This is a genomic window from Mesorhizobium sp. M0408 (assembly GCF_040321495.1).
In the GTDB taxonomy this organism is placed as follows: Bacteria; Pseudomonadota; Alphaproteobacteria; order Rhizobiales; family Rhizobiaceae; genus Mesorhizobium.
This window is the reverse complement of sequence record NZ_JAMYRO010000039.1, coordinates 21,629-37,505: the sequence shown is the minus strand read 5'-3', so window position 1 is coordinate 37,505 and position 15,877 is coordinate 21,629. Positions and strand designations below refer to the sequence as shown.

The following is a 15,877-nucleotide window of genomic DNA, read 5'->3' as shown; positions in this document are numbered from 1 at the left end:
GTTTACTAGCGATAAGAGGTCATTTTCGACAGTGAAAGGTGCGCAAAGGAAAACCCCCATGAGTAAACTTAACATCGATATAGCTTGATTAACGCGAATCAGGCATCATGAAAACAATGGCTTATGCGCTCGACAGTCTGCCTCTGAACACCGATCGGGCCGGTTTCCCGCGCGACCGAGGTTTTGGTCCGCCTCGACGAGCGGCTCGCCCGCTCTCCCGTCCGCGACGGTTTTGTCGGACGCCAGCATTTTGCCGACGCGGCCGCAGCACTTTGGCTGGAGGGCGAGCTCGTCCACCTCGAGGACGTGGTGCTGCACGACGCCCATATGGACATCCGCACGCCGACCCACGAACTCACCCGCGCGCACGCGGTGCTGCGAACCCGCCGGCGGATTTTTGCGCAAAAGCCGGACTGGGCGCTCAGCCGCGACGGTTTTTTGGCCCTGACCGGCCGCGGCGGCGCGACGCCGGCATCGGGGCCAAAAAGCCGGGACGGGCAGGGGGCTGGAGCCAACTCTTTTGAAGCCGACGGTCGCGATGATGCTGAGGACGATCTGCTGGCCGAAGAATTTTCCGAGATCGATGCCGTCCTGGCACGCTCGTCGAAGATTCTGAGCGGCGCCGACATGCCTGGTCGAAAGGAGGAAACGTCACGACGTGACCGGCCGGAGCCGCAAAACGGCCTGATCTACGATTTCGACTGGAATGAAGAAGAACGCCTGGCCGAATGGCAGGACGTTATCGCCAGGCCGCGCGATCTGCCGGTCGTCCTGCGCGCGGCGTTGCTTCTCGACGCCTGGTCCGACATTGAGGTGCTGCAGCATGCCGCCTGGCTCGCCGCGCTGCTGCGCCAGGAAGGTCTTGCCGCCAACCATCTCGCCAGCCTGCATCTCGGCGCCAAAAACATTCCGCGCGAGCGGCGGCGGGCGCGCAATCGAAGCGATCGGCTTTTGGCCTTGCTCGATGCCATTCATGAGGCAGCACTCGCCGGGCTGAAGGAGCACGATTCGGCTGGTGCTGGCCAAAAGCCAGATGGAGCGAAAACTCCGCGAGCGCCGCGCCAACTCGAAATTGGCCGATGTGATCGAACTCGTGCTGTCCCGGCCACTCGTCTCGGCAGGCATGATCCAGGAGCGGCTAAAAGTGACAAAACAGGGGGCGCTCAATCTGGTCGGCGAGCTTGGCTGCGCGAGATGACGGGCAGGGGAAGGTTTCGCGCGTTGGGGATTGTGTGAATTGCGGCGGTTCGTCATAAGAGCTCTTCAACTTTGCGAACCTGCGATCTGCCATAGGAGAATGTCGTCATAGCCGCTCCAAGGCCCAGCAATCATAGTGTGACCGCGTCGCATGCTGGAGCTGTCGTCGTCTCCGCTTTCGCGCCTTGGTCGAGGAGACAGGCTTGATCGAACGTCCGCTCTCAATCGGGGCGACACTCGCCGACTTGGAGCGCAATGGAAGGCCTCCGCATAACGTCCGCCAGTTCCAAAGCGCCCTACGGGTGCTCAACCAAGCAGCGCATGGCATCGATGTCGATGCGGGAGCCGCCTCCGATGCGGCTAATGTCGCCGCCCGTTTCCTTGCTGAATTACGCCCAATGCTGCCTGGGTGCGCCGAATGAGCACCGAACCTGATCTTACCATAACCCCCGATGCTGACGCGCGCCGCCTGGCGCTCGAAGCCATCGCCACACTGGTTTACGTCAAGAAGACTGCAGCTGACCAAATCCTCCGTCGAAGCGGCGTCTCCGAGGATTTGATTCGTCGCTTCCTCACCGAGCGCGATCCCTCCACCGGCGAGAAACGCTCGAAGCGCGATGCTGGTGCCATCGTGCTTGAAGAGTTGGCGAACACCGGAGCCGATCACCCCGTGGTGCGCAACATTATAGCCATCGCAGCCGACTGGTCGGCGTTTCACCTCGCACAAAACGAGTATCAGGCCCGCGCGGTTGTTCAGAAGGCCCGCGAGATGCATGGTGTGCTCGAGGCGGCCGACGCTCGCGAGCGCAAACAAGCAGAAGCTCTCAGGGGCACTGAGGTTCAACAACGCCGTCGCGAACAGAGGGAGACGCTCGCCCGCCAAAGCTCCCTGCTGCTCGCCCAGTTCGACCAAGCCGCCTCGTCGAGCGACTACCAGCAACGCGGCTATTTCCTCGAGGACCTGTTGAACCGCGCATTCGACCTGCACGGGATACCCGTCCTTCGTGCCTTCCGTCGAAATGGCGGAGGCGAGCAGATCGACGCCGCGTTCGAACTCGACGGCTGGCACTACATCGTTGAGTGTCGGTGGCGGACGCGGCTGGCCGATATCCGCCAGCTCGATGGCCTGGCCGGTCAGGTGGCGCGTTCCGGCCGGCAAACGATGGGTCTGTTCCTATCGGTCGAGGGCTGGTCAGATCACGTCGTGCCGCTTCTCAAACAGAACCCGGACAAAGCCATCTTTCTAATGGAGGGGTTCGACCTGCGCGCCGTGCTCGATCAACGCGTCGATCTTCGCCGGCTTTTGAAGGCCAAGATCTCTGCCTTGAATCTCGAAGCCGAACCCTACTTCTCGGTAGCGAAGATCCTGTGAGCACCGACGAGACCGATGCAGAGGCAGATCACGCAATTCGCTGATAAGGATTCTGAGCATAAAGGTTGATTTTTGCATACCCTTGAGAGGATTGCGTGTCCGAAGTTGTTGACCGACTGAAGAAATTTGTCGAATACGCCAAGCCCCTGACCGATGAGAAAGGCGAATCTCAGGTCTTTTGTGATCGCTTGTTCCAGGCTTTCGGACACGACGGTTATAAGGAAGCCGGGGCCACTCTCGAATTTCGTGTTGCAAAGGCGGGGGCCAAGGGCAAGAAATTCGCTGACCTCATCTGGAAGCCTCATGTTCTGATGGAAATGAAGAGTGCGGGCGAAAAGCTTCACCTGCACTACCAGCAAGCCTTCGATTATTGGATCGCGGCTGTTCCGGATCGGCCCCGTTACGTCGTACTCTGCAACTTCAAAGAGTTCTGGATCTACGACTTCGACAAGCAACTGGGCGAACCGGTCGACAAGGTGAAGCTCGACGATCTTCCCCAGCGCTATCCCGCGCTAAACTTTCTGTATCCCCACCATCCCAAGCCAGTCTTCGGCAATGATAGGGAAACGGTCTCACGGCAGGCGGCCGACAAGATGGCTGAGCTCTTCCGCGGCTTGGTCAAGCGGCCCGGCAAACCCGTAGCGCGTCCCCAGGCCCAGCGGTTCGTCCTTCAGCTGCTTGTTGCGATGTTCGCCGAGGACATCGACCTGATGCCGGCTGCTACCATCCAGAGCATCTACGATGACTGCGTCGAACGCGGTCAATCATCCTATGATCTCTTTGGTAGCCTGTTTCGCCAGATGAACGATCCAAAAGCGGCAGAAGCGGGCCGCTTTAAGGGCGTGCGCTACTTCAATGGTGGCCTCTTTAATGCCGTTGATCCCATCGAACTGGATCGTTTTCAGCTTGATCTCATCGGACGGGAAAACGTGGGTGCGGCGACAAAGGACTGGTCGAAGGTCAATCCGGCGATCTTCGGCACGTTGTTCCAAGACAGCATGGACAAGGAACAGCGGCACGCATTTGGCGCCCACTATACGTCCGAAGCCGATATCCAGCGTATTGTTGGGCCGACGATCGTTAGACCTTGGCGCGAGCGCATCGACGCTGCCAAGACAATGAAAGAATTGCTTGCGATACGGCGAGCGCTATCCGAGTTCCGTGTGCTCGATCCCGCCTGCGGTAGCGGTAACTTCCTCTACGTTGCCTATCGTGAAATGGTCCGCCTGGATTTGCGCATCCTCCAGCGATTGAAGGATGACTTCTCATCCAGCGAGTTTGCGAAGCAGGCGAAGACGCTCAGTGTCATTTCACCCAAGCAATTTTACGGCGTCGAACTCGACGGGTTCGGTGTGGAGCTCGCCAAGGTCACGCTCATGCTTGCCAAAAAGCTTGCGTTAGATCAGGCACGCGAGACGATCGGGGCCTTACAGGGCGAACTCGAACTCGATGAACAAGCGCTGCCGCTCGATAATCTCGACGAGAATATCCGCCAAGGGGATGCGCTATTTCTCGACTGGCCGAACGTCGACGCTATCGTCGGCAACCCTCCCTACCAGAGCAAGAATAAGCTTCAGGGCGAGATGGAGGCTGGTTATTCTCATAGGCTGCGCGAACGCTATCCGGAAATCGACGGCCGCGCGGACTATTGCTGCTACTGGTTCCACCGGGCTCACGACCACCTGAAGCCCGGCCAAAGGGCCGGCCTTGTTGGCACCAATACCGTTCGGCAGAACTACAGCCGCGAAGCCAGTATTGACTATATCGTCGACAATGGCGGTACGATTACGGAAGCCATGTCGACAATGCCGTGGTCGGGGGAAGCCGTCGTACACGTTTCAATCGTGAATTGGATTAAGGGACTGCAGCCTGGGCTGAAACGGCTCTTTGCGCAGCAAGGGAACAAGGCGGGCGAGGCCGAACGGGTCCAGTCGATGGAGCATATCGGACCGTCGCTGTCATTCAATCACGACGTGTCTAAGGCTCTGCCCATCAAGGCCAATAAGGCGGAAGGCTGCTATCAAGGGCAGACCCACGGCCACAAGGGCTTCCTTCTCAAGGCTGACGTCGCGCATCTCGCGATTTCCAGCAGCAAAGATGCCGAACTTTCTAAGGTGCTGCGTCCCTTTTTCATTGCCAACGAACTCATTGGAAAGAAGGACCCACGTCCAGGTCGCTACGTCATCGATTTCAGCCGCATGGATATTCTAGAAGCGGAAAGTACGGGAATGCCCTTCCAGCGCCTGAAGGAAATCGTCCTGCCCATTCGCGTGGCCGCTGCCGCCAAAGAAGCAAAGCGAAATTCGGCCGCTCTCGCAAAGAACCCAAAAGCGCGCGTCAACAAGCATCACGCAAACTTTCTCAAGTCTTGGTGGAAGATGTCCTACGGCCGCGAGGACATGATGGAAGCGCTCGCAGGCATTCCTCGCTACATTGTGTGCGGACGTGTCACAAAGCGGCCGATCTTCGTGTTTCTCAGCAGTGGGATTAGCCCCAACGATGCGCTCCAAGTTTTCGCATATGATGATGACTATTCCTTCGGCATCCTTCAGTCCGATACGCATTGGAAGTGGTTCACCGCGCGCTGCTCGACGCTCAAATCGGACTTTCGCTACACATCGAACACCGTCTGGGATAGCTTCCCATGGCCGCAATCGCCCTCACTCAGAGCAGTCCGCCAGGTGGCCGATGCCGGCATTGAGTTGCGCTCGGTCAGGGCCGAACTTGCGCAAAAACACAAGCGGTCATTCCGGGAACTCTATCGGACGCTCGAACTGCCGGGAGCCAACCCGTTGAGGGATGCGCATGAGGCGCTTGACGATGCGGTGCGCAAAGCCTTCGCCATGCCAGCTAAGGCGGACCCGCTCGCTTTCTTGTTCGATCTGAACAAGGCGGTTGCAGCGACAGAGGCGCAAGGTGACCCTGTAGAGAAGCCAGGTCTCCCTCGTAGGGTCAACGATCACGCTGCATATGTTACCGAGGACGCGATCCGACCTTGAGGCTCCCAGCAGCTATCGCCTCAGATTCGCCTTTGGTGCCGGCAGCCTGAACGGTAAACGAGCGCGCAAAGATGCCGACTGCGCGATCCGACGAACCACAGCTATTCCCACTCCGCATCAACATGGGAAGGAGCCTATCTGAGATGGCCTGAGTGAGATTTGCAGGTTGGCTAGGTCCGCCACTACGTCCGATCCGAACGCCGAAAACAGTTCGATCAACTCATCTTGCCGGGGCTGGCCAAAGGCCAACCGATAGGTAGCCAGAGACTTTTTCAGATTCTCGTAGCGCTCCACCTCCCGACTAAACGGAGGGATCAGGACCATGCGCTCGATTTTTGCCTCACCAGGGTAGAGCCAGTAGGGCACGATATCCCCAGCACGTCCGTGTGCGCTCTCTTGATTCTGAGCGGCGTCGAAGATGCCTGACCAAGGCCGCCCATCGTCGCCTCCCAGCGCAAAACGGCCGAACTCTGCAGCGACATTGCGGCGCACAGCGTGGTTTTTGAAGCGATGGACGCGGCCTTCACGCTGTTCGATGTCGACCGGATTGCGGGGCAGGTTCCAATGTACGACCCGAGCGCAGTAGGGATGGAAGTCGAGGCCCTCCTGTCCGATCGACGTTGATGCGAGAACGAAGGGGCGAAAAGGCGATTTGAAGGCCGCCTGGACGAGAGTTGTCCGACGAACGCCCTTCTCCTCCTCTGCGTTTGCCGCAAATCGCATGGCGAAACGAGCGCGCACTTCGAAAGTCTTGTTCTGCAAGCGTGAGCGTCCGGCGGTCCAATGGTCGAGCGTAATCTGAGCCGGCCTCAACGCGACTACCTCGACCACCTTCGCTGCAATAAGGTGAGCGCGGTCGGCTGCATCGAATTGTTCGGCCCGCTCACTTTCCAAAATGAGGTGAAGGTACTCATCCAGGACGGCGGGAAGGTCGTTTCGTGCAGCATGAGAAGTAATCTGACGCCAATAGTTTATTGGCGAAGAGTCCTCCAACAATGCGCGGCTCTCGGGCTGGTTGTACAGGCTGCGGAACCCCAGAGCGATCGTGATCGCTGCCCCTGCAAGCGCCGGATCGTCCAGCGACAGCTCCGGGCAGAGGCGAGCGAGTGCCCGGAGTGCACATACGGCAGGCGAACCAAGGGCAAATTCCGCAAGCTTGTCGTATATGTCCCTTGCATCAAGATCGCTGAGATTGTCTTCGGCTTCGAGCGCGCCTCTGATCGCTTCGATGGTTCGCGCCACCGCCCCATGCTCGTCATGGGCGTCATGTTCGATGGCACCGACCTTGCCCCAGTTTATGCCTTGCCCCAATTCAACTTCCAGCGTGAGCGGAAGGAGGCGACCCGATCGCTCGGCCAGTCGAGAGAGACATTCCGGGTCAATGCGTTCAGCAAGAGCTTCACGAGCCTGACTCACCAGTTGGTCGTAGGTCGCCGCACGTCCAAACCGTCTTTCCAAAGCCAAGGGGTCCACCCAGGCGGCAAGGCTAGGTGAAGGACACAACATCGGCATCATTTCCTCGACGCCGATTGGACGGCTGGTGCGACTGACGAGGTCCGACGTCATGCTCATACGGCGGCTTGCGTCATGCGAGAGAATTGCCGCGATCGCGTCAGGGACCATCGACCAATCCGAGAAGACCAAGGTCTTTGTCGCCGGAATGGGCTCCCCAAATGATGGTCGGGACGGTGGGATCCACAGCGCGCGATCGAGCCCGTGCTGGAAAGCTGATTCAGCGAGAGCCCGCATTCTTCCATTACGAATGGGAATTGCCTCGTAGCCTTCGACCTGCTCCTTGTTGATGAAGTGGGGGGCAGCGGCTCTGATCGCTTTGCGTAGTTCCTTGGCCGGCCGCAGCTTCACCGCCTGTAGCTTTTCCCTCAGCTTGTAACCGCGCATGAAGTTGAGGAGGTACGGCGATGACTTCCAATACTCGACAATGCCTGGCGCACTCACGAGCTCGGCTACATGAGCGACGGCCTTCGCCTCCTGAAGATCTTCCGTCTCGATCGTTAGTTGAGGCTTGAACTCCCGGACCTGTGCGTTGCGGTCATCGGTGGAATCCACTCGCTCCGTCCGGGCAACGACCTGGCTCAGGATGTGTTGGACACGGTCGCGCTGGATACGTGCGACCGATCTGGTCTCTGGCATGGCCTGCAATGCACGCCGGAAGAGGGAGAGTTCCTTTTCGAGCTCCTGGACACGGGCCTCACCATCTTCCCCGCCAAACAGGAAGCGCATGGTTCGCAGGAAATCGCTGTAATGATTGCCCTCTTCGGGATCGTCACTGTTCAGTGTCAACATCCGGTATGGCGTTGCCGATAGCAGCAACAATCGGGCCGTCGATCCGTCAGGTCCGGAATAAGAAAAGAGAGCACGCGCGAGCTCTGCAGCAGCTGCCTTTTCGGGTGCGCGCTCCTCATCATGATCGTGCAGCAGTTCGGCAAATCGCTGAAACTCGTCCAAGATAATAAGATCTGGGGTCAGTGCGTCGACGCAAATCCGCGCGAGAATGCGGCGCAGTTGCCCGATCATCGTAGCCGGGCGATGATCGGGAGGGTAGTCAGGACTTTTCCTGCTTCTTGCTAGCTCCGCGGCCTCGCGGATACGCTGTATGAAATCATTGCCAATGGCATTGTTGAATTGTTGCGCGATTTCCTGGGATATCGGCTGGTTGCGTATCCAATCGGTCCAGCCGGGCCAGTTGTCTGCAGTAACTCCTCCACGGAAGATGCGCTGCACGCCGCTATGCCGAATACCGAGCCTCTTCCTCAACATCTCATAAATAAGGGCGCGCTCCTTCGCTGTACCAAGCGATGACTTGAGATCGAGCGCTGTCCCTGGCGTCAGGCTGATGAGATTGATAGGCCGTGAGGCGATTCCACCCTCCTGTCCAATCTCGAGCGGCAGCAGCGTGAGGCGGGTGTTCAGCGGTTTGGTCGCCGAACCGATCACATTGAGAGACTTTATGTTCTGTTCGGCGATTGCTTGATTGGAGCAAATGTAGATCACGTCGATCCGATCGACCTTGCCAGTCAGCTCTTCGATCGCCTTCGCAATGACGCCCCGTGCAACCATGGTTTTTCCGAGGCCAACTTCGTCGGCGACGAGAAATTGGCGTATGGCCGATGCATCCGTAAACAGACGTCGGAAAACATAGTCCACCGTGGCTCGCTGGAACGGCTTGAGGAGCTTCAAATGCTCTTCGGCGCGATAGGTCATTGGCGTGCACCCTTCGAAGCCACGAGCGGTGCAAAGCTGGACCATAGCTTGAGGAACTCCTCTGGGACGATACTTGTGCCGCCATCCGGATCTTGAAGGCGCTTGATGAGCTGGCCAATCTCGATGAGCTCACCGTTACCGAGGCTCAGCGCTCGCACCATCGGCTCGAGGAGGGAAGCACCACCTTGGCCGAGCCGTCTCAGCCATTGCCCTTCGCCCGCGGTTTCGCTTTCCAGGAAGCTGCCTTCGCCGAGGCTCCCGAGCAGCAAACTAAGATACCGCAAGAAGTTTTCAACATTGGCGATATGGGCTCGCAGGATGGCGGCATCGCGTCCATCAGGAAGGCCGATGAGCCTTGCACCCAATGTAAAGGCAAGCTCTACACCTGTTTCCTCGTCTCGCAGTCGCATCCCTACCCAACGGGTGACGTCGCCCAACGGAACGGCGCCAAGCGCCTTTCTAGGCTCCATGCCGGAAAGCAAGGGCGCCGCGTCATATCCCCCTTCATTCGCAACCGTAATCGCGCGAACGAAGCAGCTCACGCCTTCGGGGATCTCGATCGGCGGAGCCTTGCCTGCGACTTCGAGTTCGAGACCGATAGCCTCGGTCAATTGTACGCAATGAAGATCGAGGGGCAGACCGGCAATCTTGCTGCGCAATTTTTCGAGAGCCTTTTCGGCAGCCGCGGCAGCATCCTGCTCTGGCGGTTCGGCCGGTGCGTAAGGAGCTAAAAGTCGCTGAAACCCGTCCGAAAAGAGGGCTTCTTCGATCGTGCCCATACGGGTCTTGGGGCCATCGAGCGTGGCTATGATTTCGACGTTCTGTGTCCGCCCTCCGCGGATCGGTAAGAGCGCGGCAGTTGTCGCGTTGGCCGAACCAATATGGATCTGCAGACGCGAGCCTCGCTCCACGAGGTAGGCCTTGGCGTGGAGGCCATCGAGATCAGCCGAACACGCTTCGTCGCGATCCTCCTCCTCACATTCGGTAGCGCGCTCATCAAGGGTTCGAATCTCGAACATCTCGCGAACGGCGTGGTTGATACAGTCGAGTTCATTGGCTCGCGCCACAAGCTGACATGCTGAGGGGTTATCGTAACCCTCGGCCAAGTGCTTGAGAGCGTCACCGCTCACGAACGGTGACACAATGGCGAGGCGCTCGCCTTTGTGCGGGGACCAAGTTCCCACGTCCAATCCATTGACCGCGAACCTGACCTTCGTCGCCCCGGCAGGCAGATCGTCCCAGAAACAGCGTTCGAGATCTCGCAGGAGCGACGGAAGGAATTTGGGCGTCGGAGGCCGGGTGACTGAATTTGCCAAGCCGGGCACTGCTCGAAGGAGCTGCACGACGGGCTCATTTACCTTATTGATATCCTCTTTGACGGTGCCGTCGAGGCAGAGAGCCAAATCCCAGCAACGGTCATTGGTCAGGTTCCGTGAGAGAATGGCCAGGCGCATGCGACTTGGCTCTCCCTTTCGTTCCGGCTGAAACCGGATGCACCACAATTTGGGATGAAACGCGCCGCCGCCCGGTGCCGAGACCTCGGTGATTGTCTTTTCGTAGAGAGCCATCAGGCGGGCTGCGGCAGGACGCGTTTCCTTTATGCGGCCCCGGTCGCAGTAAATGGCCATCCGACCGGCCATCCGTTCGACGCTTTGCAGTAAAGCCAAGGGGCTGCGTAACATCTCGTTGCGGTTTTCGGCGTCCCGAAAAACGATGGCGATAGGGATGGCGAGGGCAGTCTCGAAGTCGAGCGAGTAGGTCGTCGCAACGGCGTGGTCGAACCGATACCTATCGGGCGAGCGCATGAGTGTGGTGTACAGTTCCCGATTTTCCGGGTCGAAGGCGGGGTCAACCGGCATCTGCAAGCTCCCCAAGATAGCTGCTGGCGATCCTCCACCTGAAATCGAGGCGCGCGTCGCCAGAGGCACCCGACCAACGCTCAAGTGGGGCGTCGTGCAGGAGCCGCGCCTTCATCCGCTTAAGTCCATGTTCCCGCTGCTTGAGAAGCTCAATCGCAAGGTTATTTGCCTCAAGCTGCACGGTGCCGTTCCGCGCTATCGATACCCAGCCGCGGACAAAATCGCGCGATGCCTTGCTTAGATTGTGGCTGGTCTTCCCAATCAGGCCAAAGAGATCGTCAAGATCCCAATCGCTCAAAGCCAGGTGCCCAAGCTCCGCCTTCCAGTCTTCAAGTCGCGAGCGGTAATCCCCCACGAGCCTAGGAGCGTCTGCGTGTTTTTTTGCATTCGGCCGTTCGGCTGCGCGAAGTGCCAGCAAGAGGTTGTAGAGCAGAGTGGCGCCATACATCACACCCGAGAATCTTTCGGCGTGTCGCAGTATCGCACGATTTGAGTCTGACACGGTGTCTTCGCTCACCTGCCAGGGCCAGTCCTCGGCAAAGGACTTTGCCTTGCGTGCCAATTCATTCAGCAAGCTTGCCCTCGCATTGCTCGCGATGCGATCGCGCAGAAAGTCAGCTTCTCCTCGCGTCAGCGCGAAGGCAGTTTTATCGAAGAGATTTCCGGGCGGTTTCGGGAGGTTAGATGTCCACAGTTTGAGATCATGGTCCTTGAGGCTTTCGGGCCCGTAAGAATGGAAGGTCGCCTGGTTGCCTGGCAGCGTTCGAATTCCCAAGGTGTGCAGTCCGGCCCAGTAGACACTCGAGGGTAGCCGTTTGAGGCTTCGACCGGCGAGACGACCAATCACATCAACTGTTTCTCCGTTTCGTAGAAGTGCTTCGCTCAAATCAAATTCCAGATCGCGAGCAATGACTGTCCGTTCTGCCTGCGTCGCCCTTCGGCTTTGGGCCTCCAGATAGATCCATGGAATGAACAGCATGTAGCGCAGTCGCGTCTGGATCGTGCTGGTCCCGGGGAAGAGGAGATCGGCAAGGCCATCGCGCACCGTGCCTAGGCCAAGCTCATCGCGAGCTTCTGGCTGCTTGAACAGGTCGATCAGCGTTTGAGCGCGCCGACGCTCCTCGGGGTCGAAATCAATCCAAGCGAGATAAGACATCAATTCTGCCTGCTATTTTTTTGGCTTCATCTGCGGCCGATCCGCCTCTGCTGCCTCGCTGTCGAACTTCAAATCAGCAACCAGGGCCTCAAGTTCGGACAGATGCGCGATGAACTCCTGGGGAAGGGGGACAGCTACCGTGTCCGCCGCGGGATTGTCGTGGCTGTGAGTGTTTGCGCGGGTCATGCCTTCGTGGAATCGTATTGCCAACGCGTCCGAGAGTCGAACATAGCGCAGTAGCTGGGTTTGGATGACATCCGTTCCTCTTCGCACGATGTCCCGGAATATCACTTCCTCCACCACACGCTCGTAAGTGTCGCGTAATCGGCCATAGAGGTTCTTCACACGGTACTCGTACTCGGCCGGGCTGGTCGCAAGCAGCTTGGTCAGTTGTGCTGAGTCGTTCTTCAACAGCCCGATGCGCTTGCCGACGTTTTGCCCCTTCCACGGCATCCCTGCCGTATCCACTCTGCCAGCGGCAGTCTTGTCGCTAAAAAGTGCCACCGTGACGGGCTCGATGCCCACTTCATCAGCCGCGCGACTGAGTTCATTGAAAAACACAATATCGTGCGTAAACACGATGACCTGTCGCATGGTTGCCTCCTCAGCGATTCGCTGGGCGACCCTTGCACTTCGATCGCGATCGAGCGACGAAACGGGATCGTCAATCACGATCGGACCTGAACCGTCGGTCAAAGCAACTTCGGTCAGGAATCCGGCAAGAGCCAAGGCACGCTGCTCACCCTCGCTCAGGATATCCGAGGTAACCTTGGCCAGTTTTGTCTTGGGATCGACCTCGAATTCCGCCTTTGTCTGATTGCTCTTGCGTGCGAGGCCTACCTTGAGGTGCATGATGTCGAAGCGGGCGCGCTCGGCATCAAAACGCGTGACGACGGCTGTTGTCAGGTGGGCATCGACAAGCTCATTCGCGCGCTGCGTAATGCCACGAGTTTGGACGTCGGCGAGAGCCTTGGAGTAGGCGTCATCAACGATGAGCAAATTCCGTCGCACGGTGAGCTTCGTGTTGTTGATGGAGAGCAGCTTGCGGTCCTCAAGCTCCGTCCTTTCCGCCAGGAGTTTGATCCGCTCTTCGTTGTCTGCCGCCTGCGCTAGTCCATCCTTCTCGCCTTTCAATTTGAGCGCGAAAGCTTCCAGCTGCTCGATCGGCACGACGAGAGGAGGAATCGTCTGACTGCTCTCGCACCGCAATCGCGCGAGGGCCTCCGCTCGCCGTGCGACCGCCGATGCCTGGAGGGTTGCGAGGGCGCCAGCGAGCATCTCGTCCCTCCTTTTTACCTGCTCGAGACGGTCAGCAAAATCGGAGGCGCCAAGGAGAGCCAGGGCATGGATGCTTCCCAGGGCGTCTTCGACGGCTTTCTCGGCTTCCCGGGCGGCAGCATCGAGTGTGGCGTCCATGTATTTTTGGAAACGCTGCATGCGGGCAGCACCGTCGGGCAAAAGCGGCTGCTGGCATAGCATGCATGCAGCAGCGCCGCCGTCTGCCACCAGAACCGGGAACTCCTTATCCTTATACGCTTCTGTCACCGAGTAATTGCGAGCCGCGGCCCAAAGTGCCCGCCATGTACCGCTTCCGACACCTGGCAGAGGTTCATCGGTGAACAACTCGCCAGCGGCTACCGTCGCTGCCTGGCGTGCTGCAACTGCTGAAGCGCGGAGCTTTCGAAGCTCGTCCAGTGTTGCATCTGCGAATGCCGATCCGACAGCCCCGACCTCCAGCAGCAGCGCATCTGTCCACTTCAAAAGCGCGGTGACGTCGGCAGCGGCGGCAGCGCCTGCGGAAAGGGCGGAGGTGAGTTCAGCGAGACGCTGCTGGTCCGTCTCGGTAAACGTCGTTGCCGACTCAATCTGCGCATCGGTTGTGGACTTGTTCAGCTGCTTGTTGAAGAGCTGAGCCACGGTGCCGTGCTGGGCAGGAAACGCGAGCGCAGTCAGTTCGACCTTGTTGCCGACTTCCTTCGCCCGTTCTGCCTCCAGGTTCTCCTTCAAGGTAATGCAGACTGCGTTGAGCCGATGCGGCAGAGCCAGTCCGAAAGGAAGAAAACGGATTTGATTTCCGCCGTCGACGTAAAGCTCGGCGGAGGCCGTATCAAACACCGCAACTTGCATGAGCTGCGGCGGCGCTGCGCTGCCTGGCGACCAGGGAAGTACCACCTCGCCTTCGCCGGCATCGATCACGATGTCGGCTGTCTGAGGGCCGGGCGTGCTTCCGTAAACGTCAGCAAGAACCTTCAGCCTGGCTGGGTTCTCAAGGCGCGTCCGACAAGCGGTGCGAAAGATCCGAACAAACCCGCTTTTGCCGCTCCCGTTGCGACCGTAGACGATCGTCAAAGCCTTGGGACAGAACGTGAGAGATGCCTTGGGCACCAGCCGATTAACATTTTCGACATTGGCGATGCGCTTGAGGACGATTGGTTGATATTCTCCGTTCCCAAAGTGGGCTTTCGTAAACGGTATCGGGGCGGGCGGCGCCGAAGTGAGCGCAAAGCCGGCCGCGTATTTGACCATCGCCAGCAGAGCCACAATGTCAGCATCCGTGAGCTCATTGCTGATCGCCAGCCGCCGCAGAGCGTCCTGTTTCCAGGTCGAGAGTTTTGCCGACCAGTCGACAACATCATCAATCGGTGTCCCCGCCATTATCCTTCCCCCATAAAAAAACCCTAGCGAATTCCTGTAGGACTCTGGCTAGGAGGATCCAGCAATATGCTGTCTCGCCCTGGCGATCGCCTCGTCCAGCCGCGCGCGCGATACCGCGGCAAGGCGCTCAACTCCAAGAAGATGGGCCATGTCGCGTGCAGGATCGGGCATGTCGAGAAGTCCGGGATTGTCGATCACGACCGAGGCAAGCTCGGCCAACGGTATGTCGGCAATTGAACGTCGCGCTTCCTCGTTGACCGGCTGACGATAGGGAAGGAGATCCGAGAGCCCGCTCTTTTTCCAAATGAATTCGCCGCTGGATTCCTGCGTGCGATCCAGATCTCGCAGGTGCAGGTCGATCCTCTCGCGGATGCGGCCGCCCGTGCGCAGCCAACCGTGAACCCGTGCGATGCGCTGGGCGAGAACGTCGGAGCGCAATGGGCTCTCCGTGTCAACGACGGCTTCGATCATCCCGCGCAGCGTGGTGCCGTAGCTAAACTCGAAGAATTGCTCGGGGTCCGGCCGAAAGTCGGTTAGATCCGTCACACGATAACGGGTTTGCTCGCCCTGGTTTTGGGTTGGCTCGTCGACCATTGTTGAAAATGCTGCAACGGCCGAGGGCTCGGGTGCTGTTGCAACTCTTGCAGAAACCAGCTCAACCTCGGACGTGGTCGGGAGGGGCAGGGGCTCCTCGATTGGGGCAGGCGTCTGCGCCTCCGGTTCGCCTGTCGGCTCGAGCTGCTGACCCATTTCCCAACGCGTTGTCACCTCCCCCGTCTGCTCGCTTGAATGACGCGCCCGGCTTTCCTTAAGCAGGGTCTCCAGGCTTGCGTGTAGGCGATCCGCGCAGCTCTTTGAGTCAAACCACCAATCCGTCGACCAGACACGTTCGTTCAGGCCGGCGAGATATCCAGCGTCAAGCTCTACCTTGCGGTCACTCAGCTGGAGCCGGTCGCCTGGGATGAGGCGGTCTACCGTCCAGGTCTTCGGCCGCAGGAACGACGGTGACGACGTAAGCTCCAGCCGGCAATTCTCAAAACTGCGGGCGGTGTCGTTATCGAGCCGGATGGACCGGATAACCGGAATCGCATTCTGATAGGATGCATAAGTGAAGCTGGACGCGACCTCGGCAACTATGGTCGAGCCAGGTGGCCTACCGGCAACTTCACTATCATTTGTTACTAACTCTGAACTATCGGCAGACTGCATTGACCCCATACCCCCGCGTGGAGACTAAGCAATTTCTTGCGGATATAAAAGGCTCTTGGCTGACGGATGAGTGCAAAAGCTTCGCTTATCCACGCGATAGTTGAGGCTCGCAACAGGGAGGTCGGGCCTGTCAATGCTCCCTCACAAGAAGGTCGCACACACCATGTCCTGACTTCGAGGCCTCAATTCACAGATACTGTTGCCGAAC

General features: G+C 58.8%; 9 protein-coding genes. 4 read left to right on the top strand and 5 right to left on the bottom strand.

The genetic code is table 11. The features are described 5' to 3' along the window. Nucleotides 1-183: 183 nt before the first annotated feature. From NKI67_RS30020 to NKI67_RS30005, 4 genes are all read left to right on the top strand, one after another. Nucleotides 184-1,236, top strand: a complete 1,053-nt coding sequence (locus NKI67_RS30020) for an RHE_PE00001 family protein (protein ID WP_502899067.1) — start codon at nucleotides 184-186, stop codon at nucleotides 1,234-1,236. A 164-nt stretch (nucleotides 1,237-1,400) separates the two neighbouring features. Further along, nucleotides 1,401-1,619 (top strand): hypothetical protein, encoded by a 219-nt coding sequence (locus tag NKI67_RS30015; RefSeq protein WP_352648415.1) that lies wholly within the window; start codon nucleotides 1,401-1,403, stop codon nucleotides 1,617-1,619. Next, nucleotides 1,616-2,569 carry a hypothetical protein gene (locus NKI67_RS30010; protein WP_352648413.1) on the top strand — a complete coding sequence of 318 codons (954 nt, stop codon included), beginning with the start codon at nucleotides 1,616-1,618 and terminating at the stop codon, nucleotides 2,567-2,569. Before NKI67_RS30015 ends, NKI67_RS30010 begins: the two co-directional genes overlap by 4 nt. Before the next feature lie 95 nt (nucleotides 2,570-2,664). Further along, nucleotides 2,665-5,568, top strand: a complete 2,904-nt coding sequence (locus NKI67_RS30005) for a DNA methyltransferase (protein WP_352648410.1) — start codon at nucleotides 2,665-2,667, stop codon at nucleotides 5,566-5,568. A gap of 117 nt (nucleotides 5,569-5,685) precedes the next feature. Here NKI67_RS30005 and NKI67_RS30000 read toward each other — a convergent pair whose 3' ends face one another. The 5 genes from NKI67_RS30000 to NKI67_RS29980 are packed head-to-tail and all read right to left on the bottom strand — an operon-like array spanning nucleotide 5,686 to nucleotide 15,669. Next, nucleotides 5,686-8,790 (bottom strand): helicase-related protein, encoded by a 3,105-nt coding sequence (locus tag NKI67_RS30000; RefSeq protein ID WP_352648408.1) that lies wholly within the window; start codon nucleotides 8,788-8,790, stop codon nucleotides 5,686-5,688. Then, nucleotides 8,787-10,649 (bottom strand): phospholipase D family protein, encoded by a 1,863-nt coding sequence (locus NKI67_RS29995; RefSeq protein ID WP_352648406.1) that lies wholly within the window; start codon nucleotides 10,647-10,649, stop codon nucleotides 8,787-8,789. Before NKI67_RS29995 ends, NKI67_RS30000 begins: the two co-directional genes overlap by 4 nt. Next, nucleotides 10,639-11,805, bottom strand: a complete 1,167-nt coding sequence (locus NKI67_RS29990) for a DUF6361 family protein (protein ID WP_352648403.1) — start codon at nucleotides 11,803-11,805, stop codon at nucleotides 10,639-10,641. The genes NKI67_RS29995 and NKI67_RS29990 overlap by 11 nt, the downstream gene beginning before the upstream one ends. 12 nt (nucleotides 11,806-11,817) lie before the next feature. Next, complete coding sequence (locus tag NKI67_RS29985) at nucleotides 11,818-14,460, bottom strand: AAA family ATPase (RefSeq protein WP_352648401.1); 2,643 nt, start codon at nucleotides 14,458-14,460, stop codon at nucleotides 11,818-11,820. A 48-nt stretch (nucleotides 14,461-14,508) separates the two neighbouring features. Next, nucleotides 14,509-15,669 carry a DUF3320 domain-containing protein gene (locus NKI67_RS29980; protein WP_352648398.1) on the bottom strand — a complete coding sequence of 387 codons (1,161 nt, stop codon included), beginning with the start codon at nucleotides 15,667-15,669 and terminating at the stop codon, nucleotides 14,509-14,511. Nucleotides 15,670-15,877: the final 208 nt, after the last annotated feature.

Bases quoted from the DNA above. Each gene is read 5' to 3' on its own strand.
- NKI67_RS30010 (WP_352648413.1), top strand. From the start codon at position 1,616: ATGAGCACCGAACCTGATCTTACCATAACCCCCGATGCTGACGCGCGC.
- NKI67_RS29995 (WP_352648406.1), bottom strand. From the start codon at position 10,649: ATGCCGGTTGACCCCGCCTTCGACCCGGAAAATCGGGAACTGTACACC.
- NKI67_RS29980 (WP_352648398.1), bottom strand. From the start codon at position 15,669: ATGCAGTCTGCCGATAGTTCAGAGTTAGTAACAAATGATAGTGAAGTT.
- NKI67_RS30000 (WP_352648408.1), bottom strand. From the start codon at position 8,790: ATGACCTATCGCGCCGAAGAGCATTTGAAGCTCCTCAAGCCGTTCCAG.
- NKI67_RS29990 (WP_352648403.1), bottom strand. From the start codon at position 11,805: ATGTCTTATCTCGCTTGGATTGATTTCGACCCCGAGGAGCGTCGGCGC.
- NKI67_RS29985 (WP_352648401.1), bottom strand. From the start codon at position 14,460: ATGGCGGGGACACCGATTGATGATGTTGTCGACTGGTCGGCAAAACTC.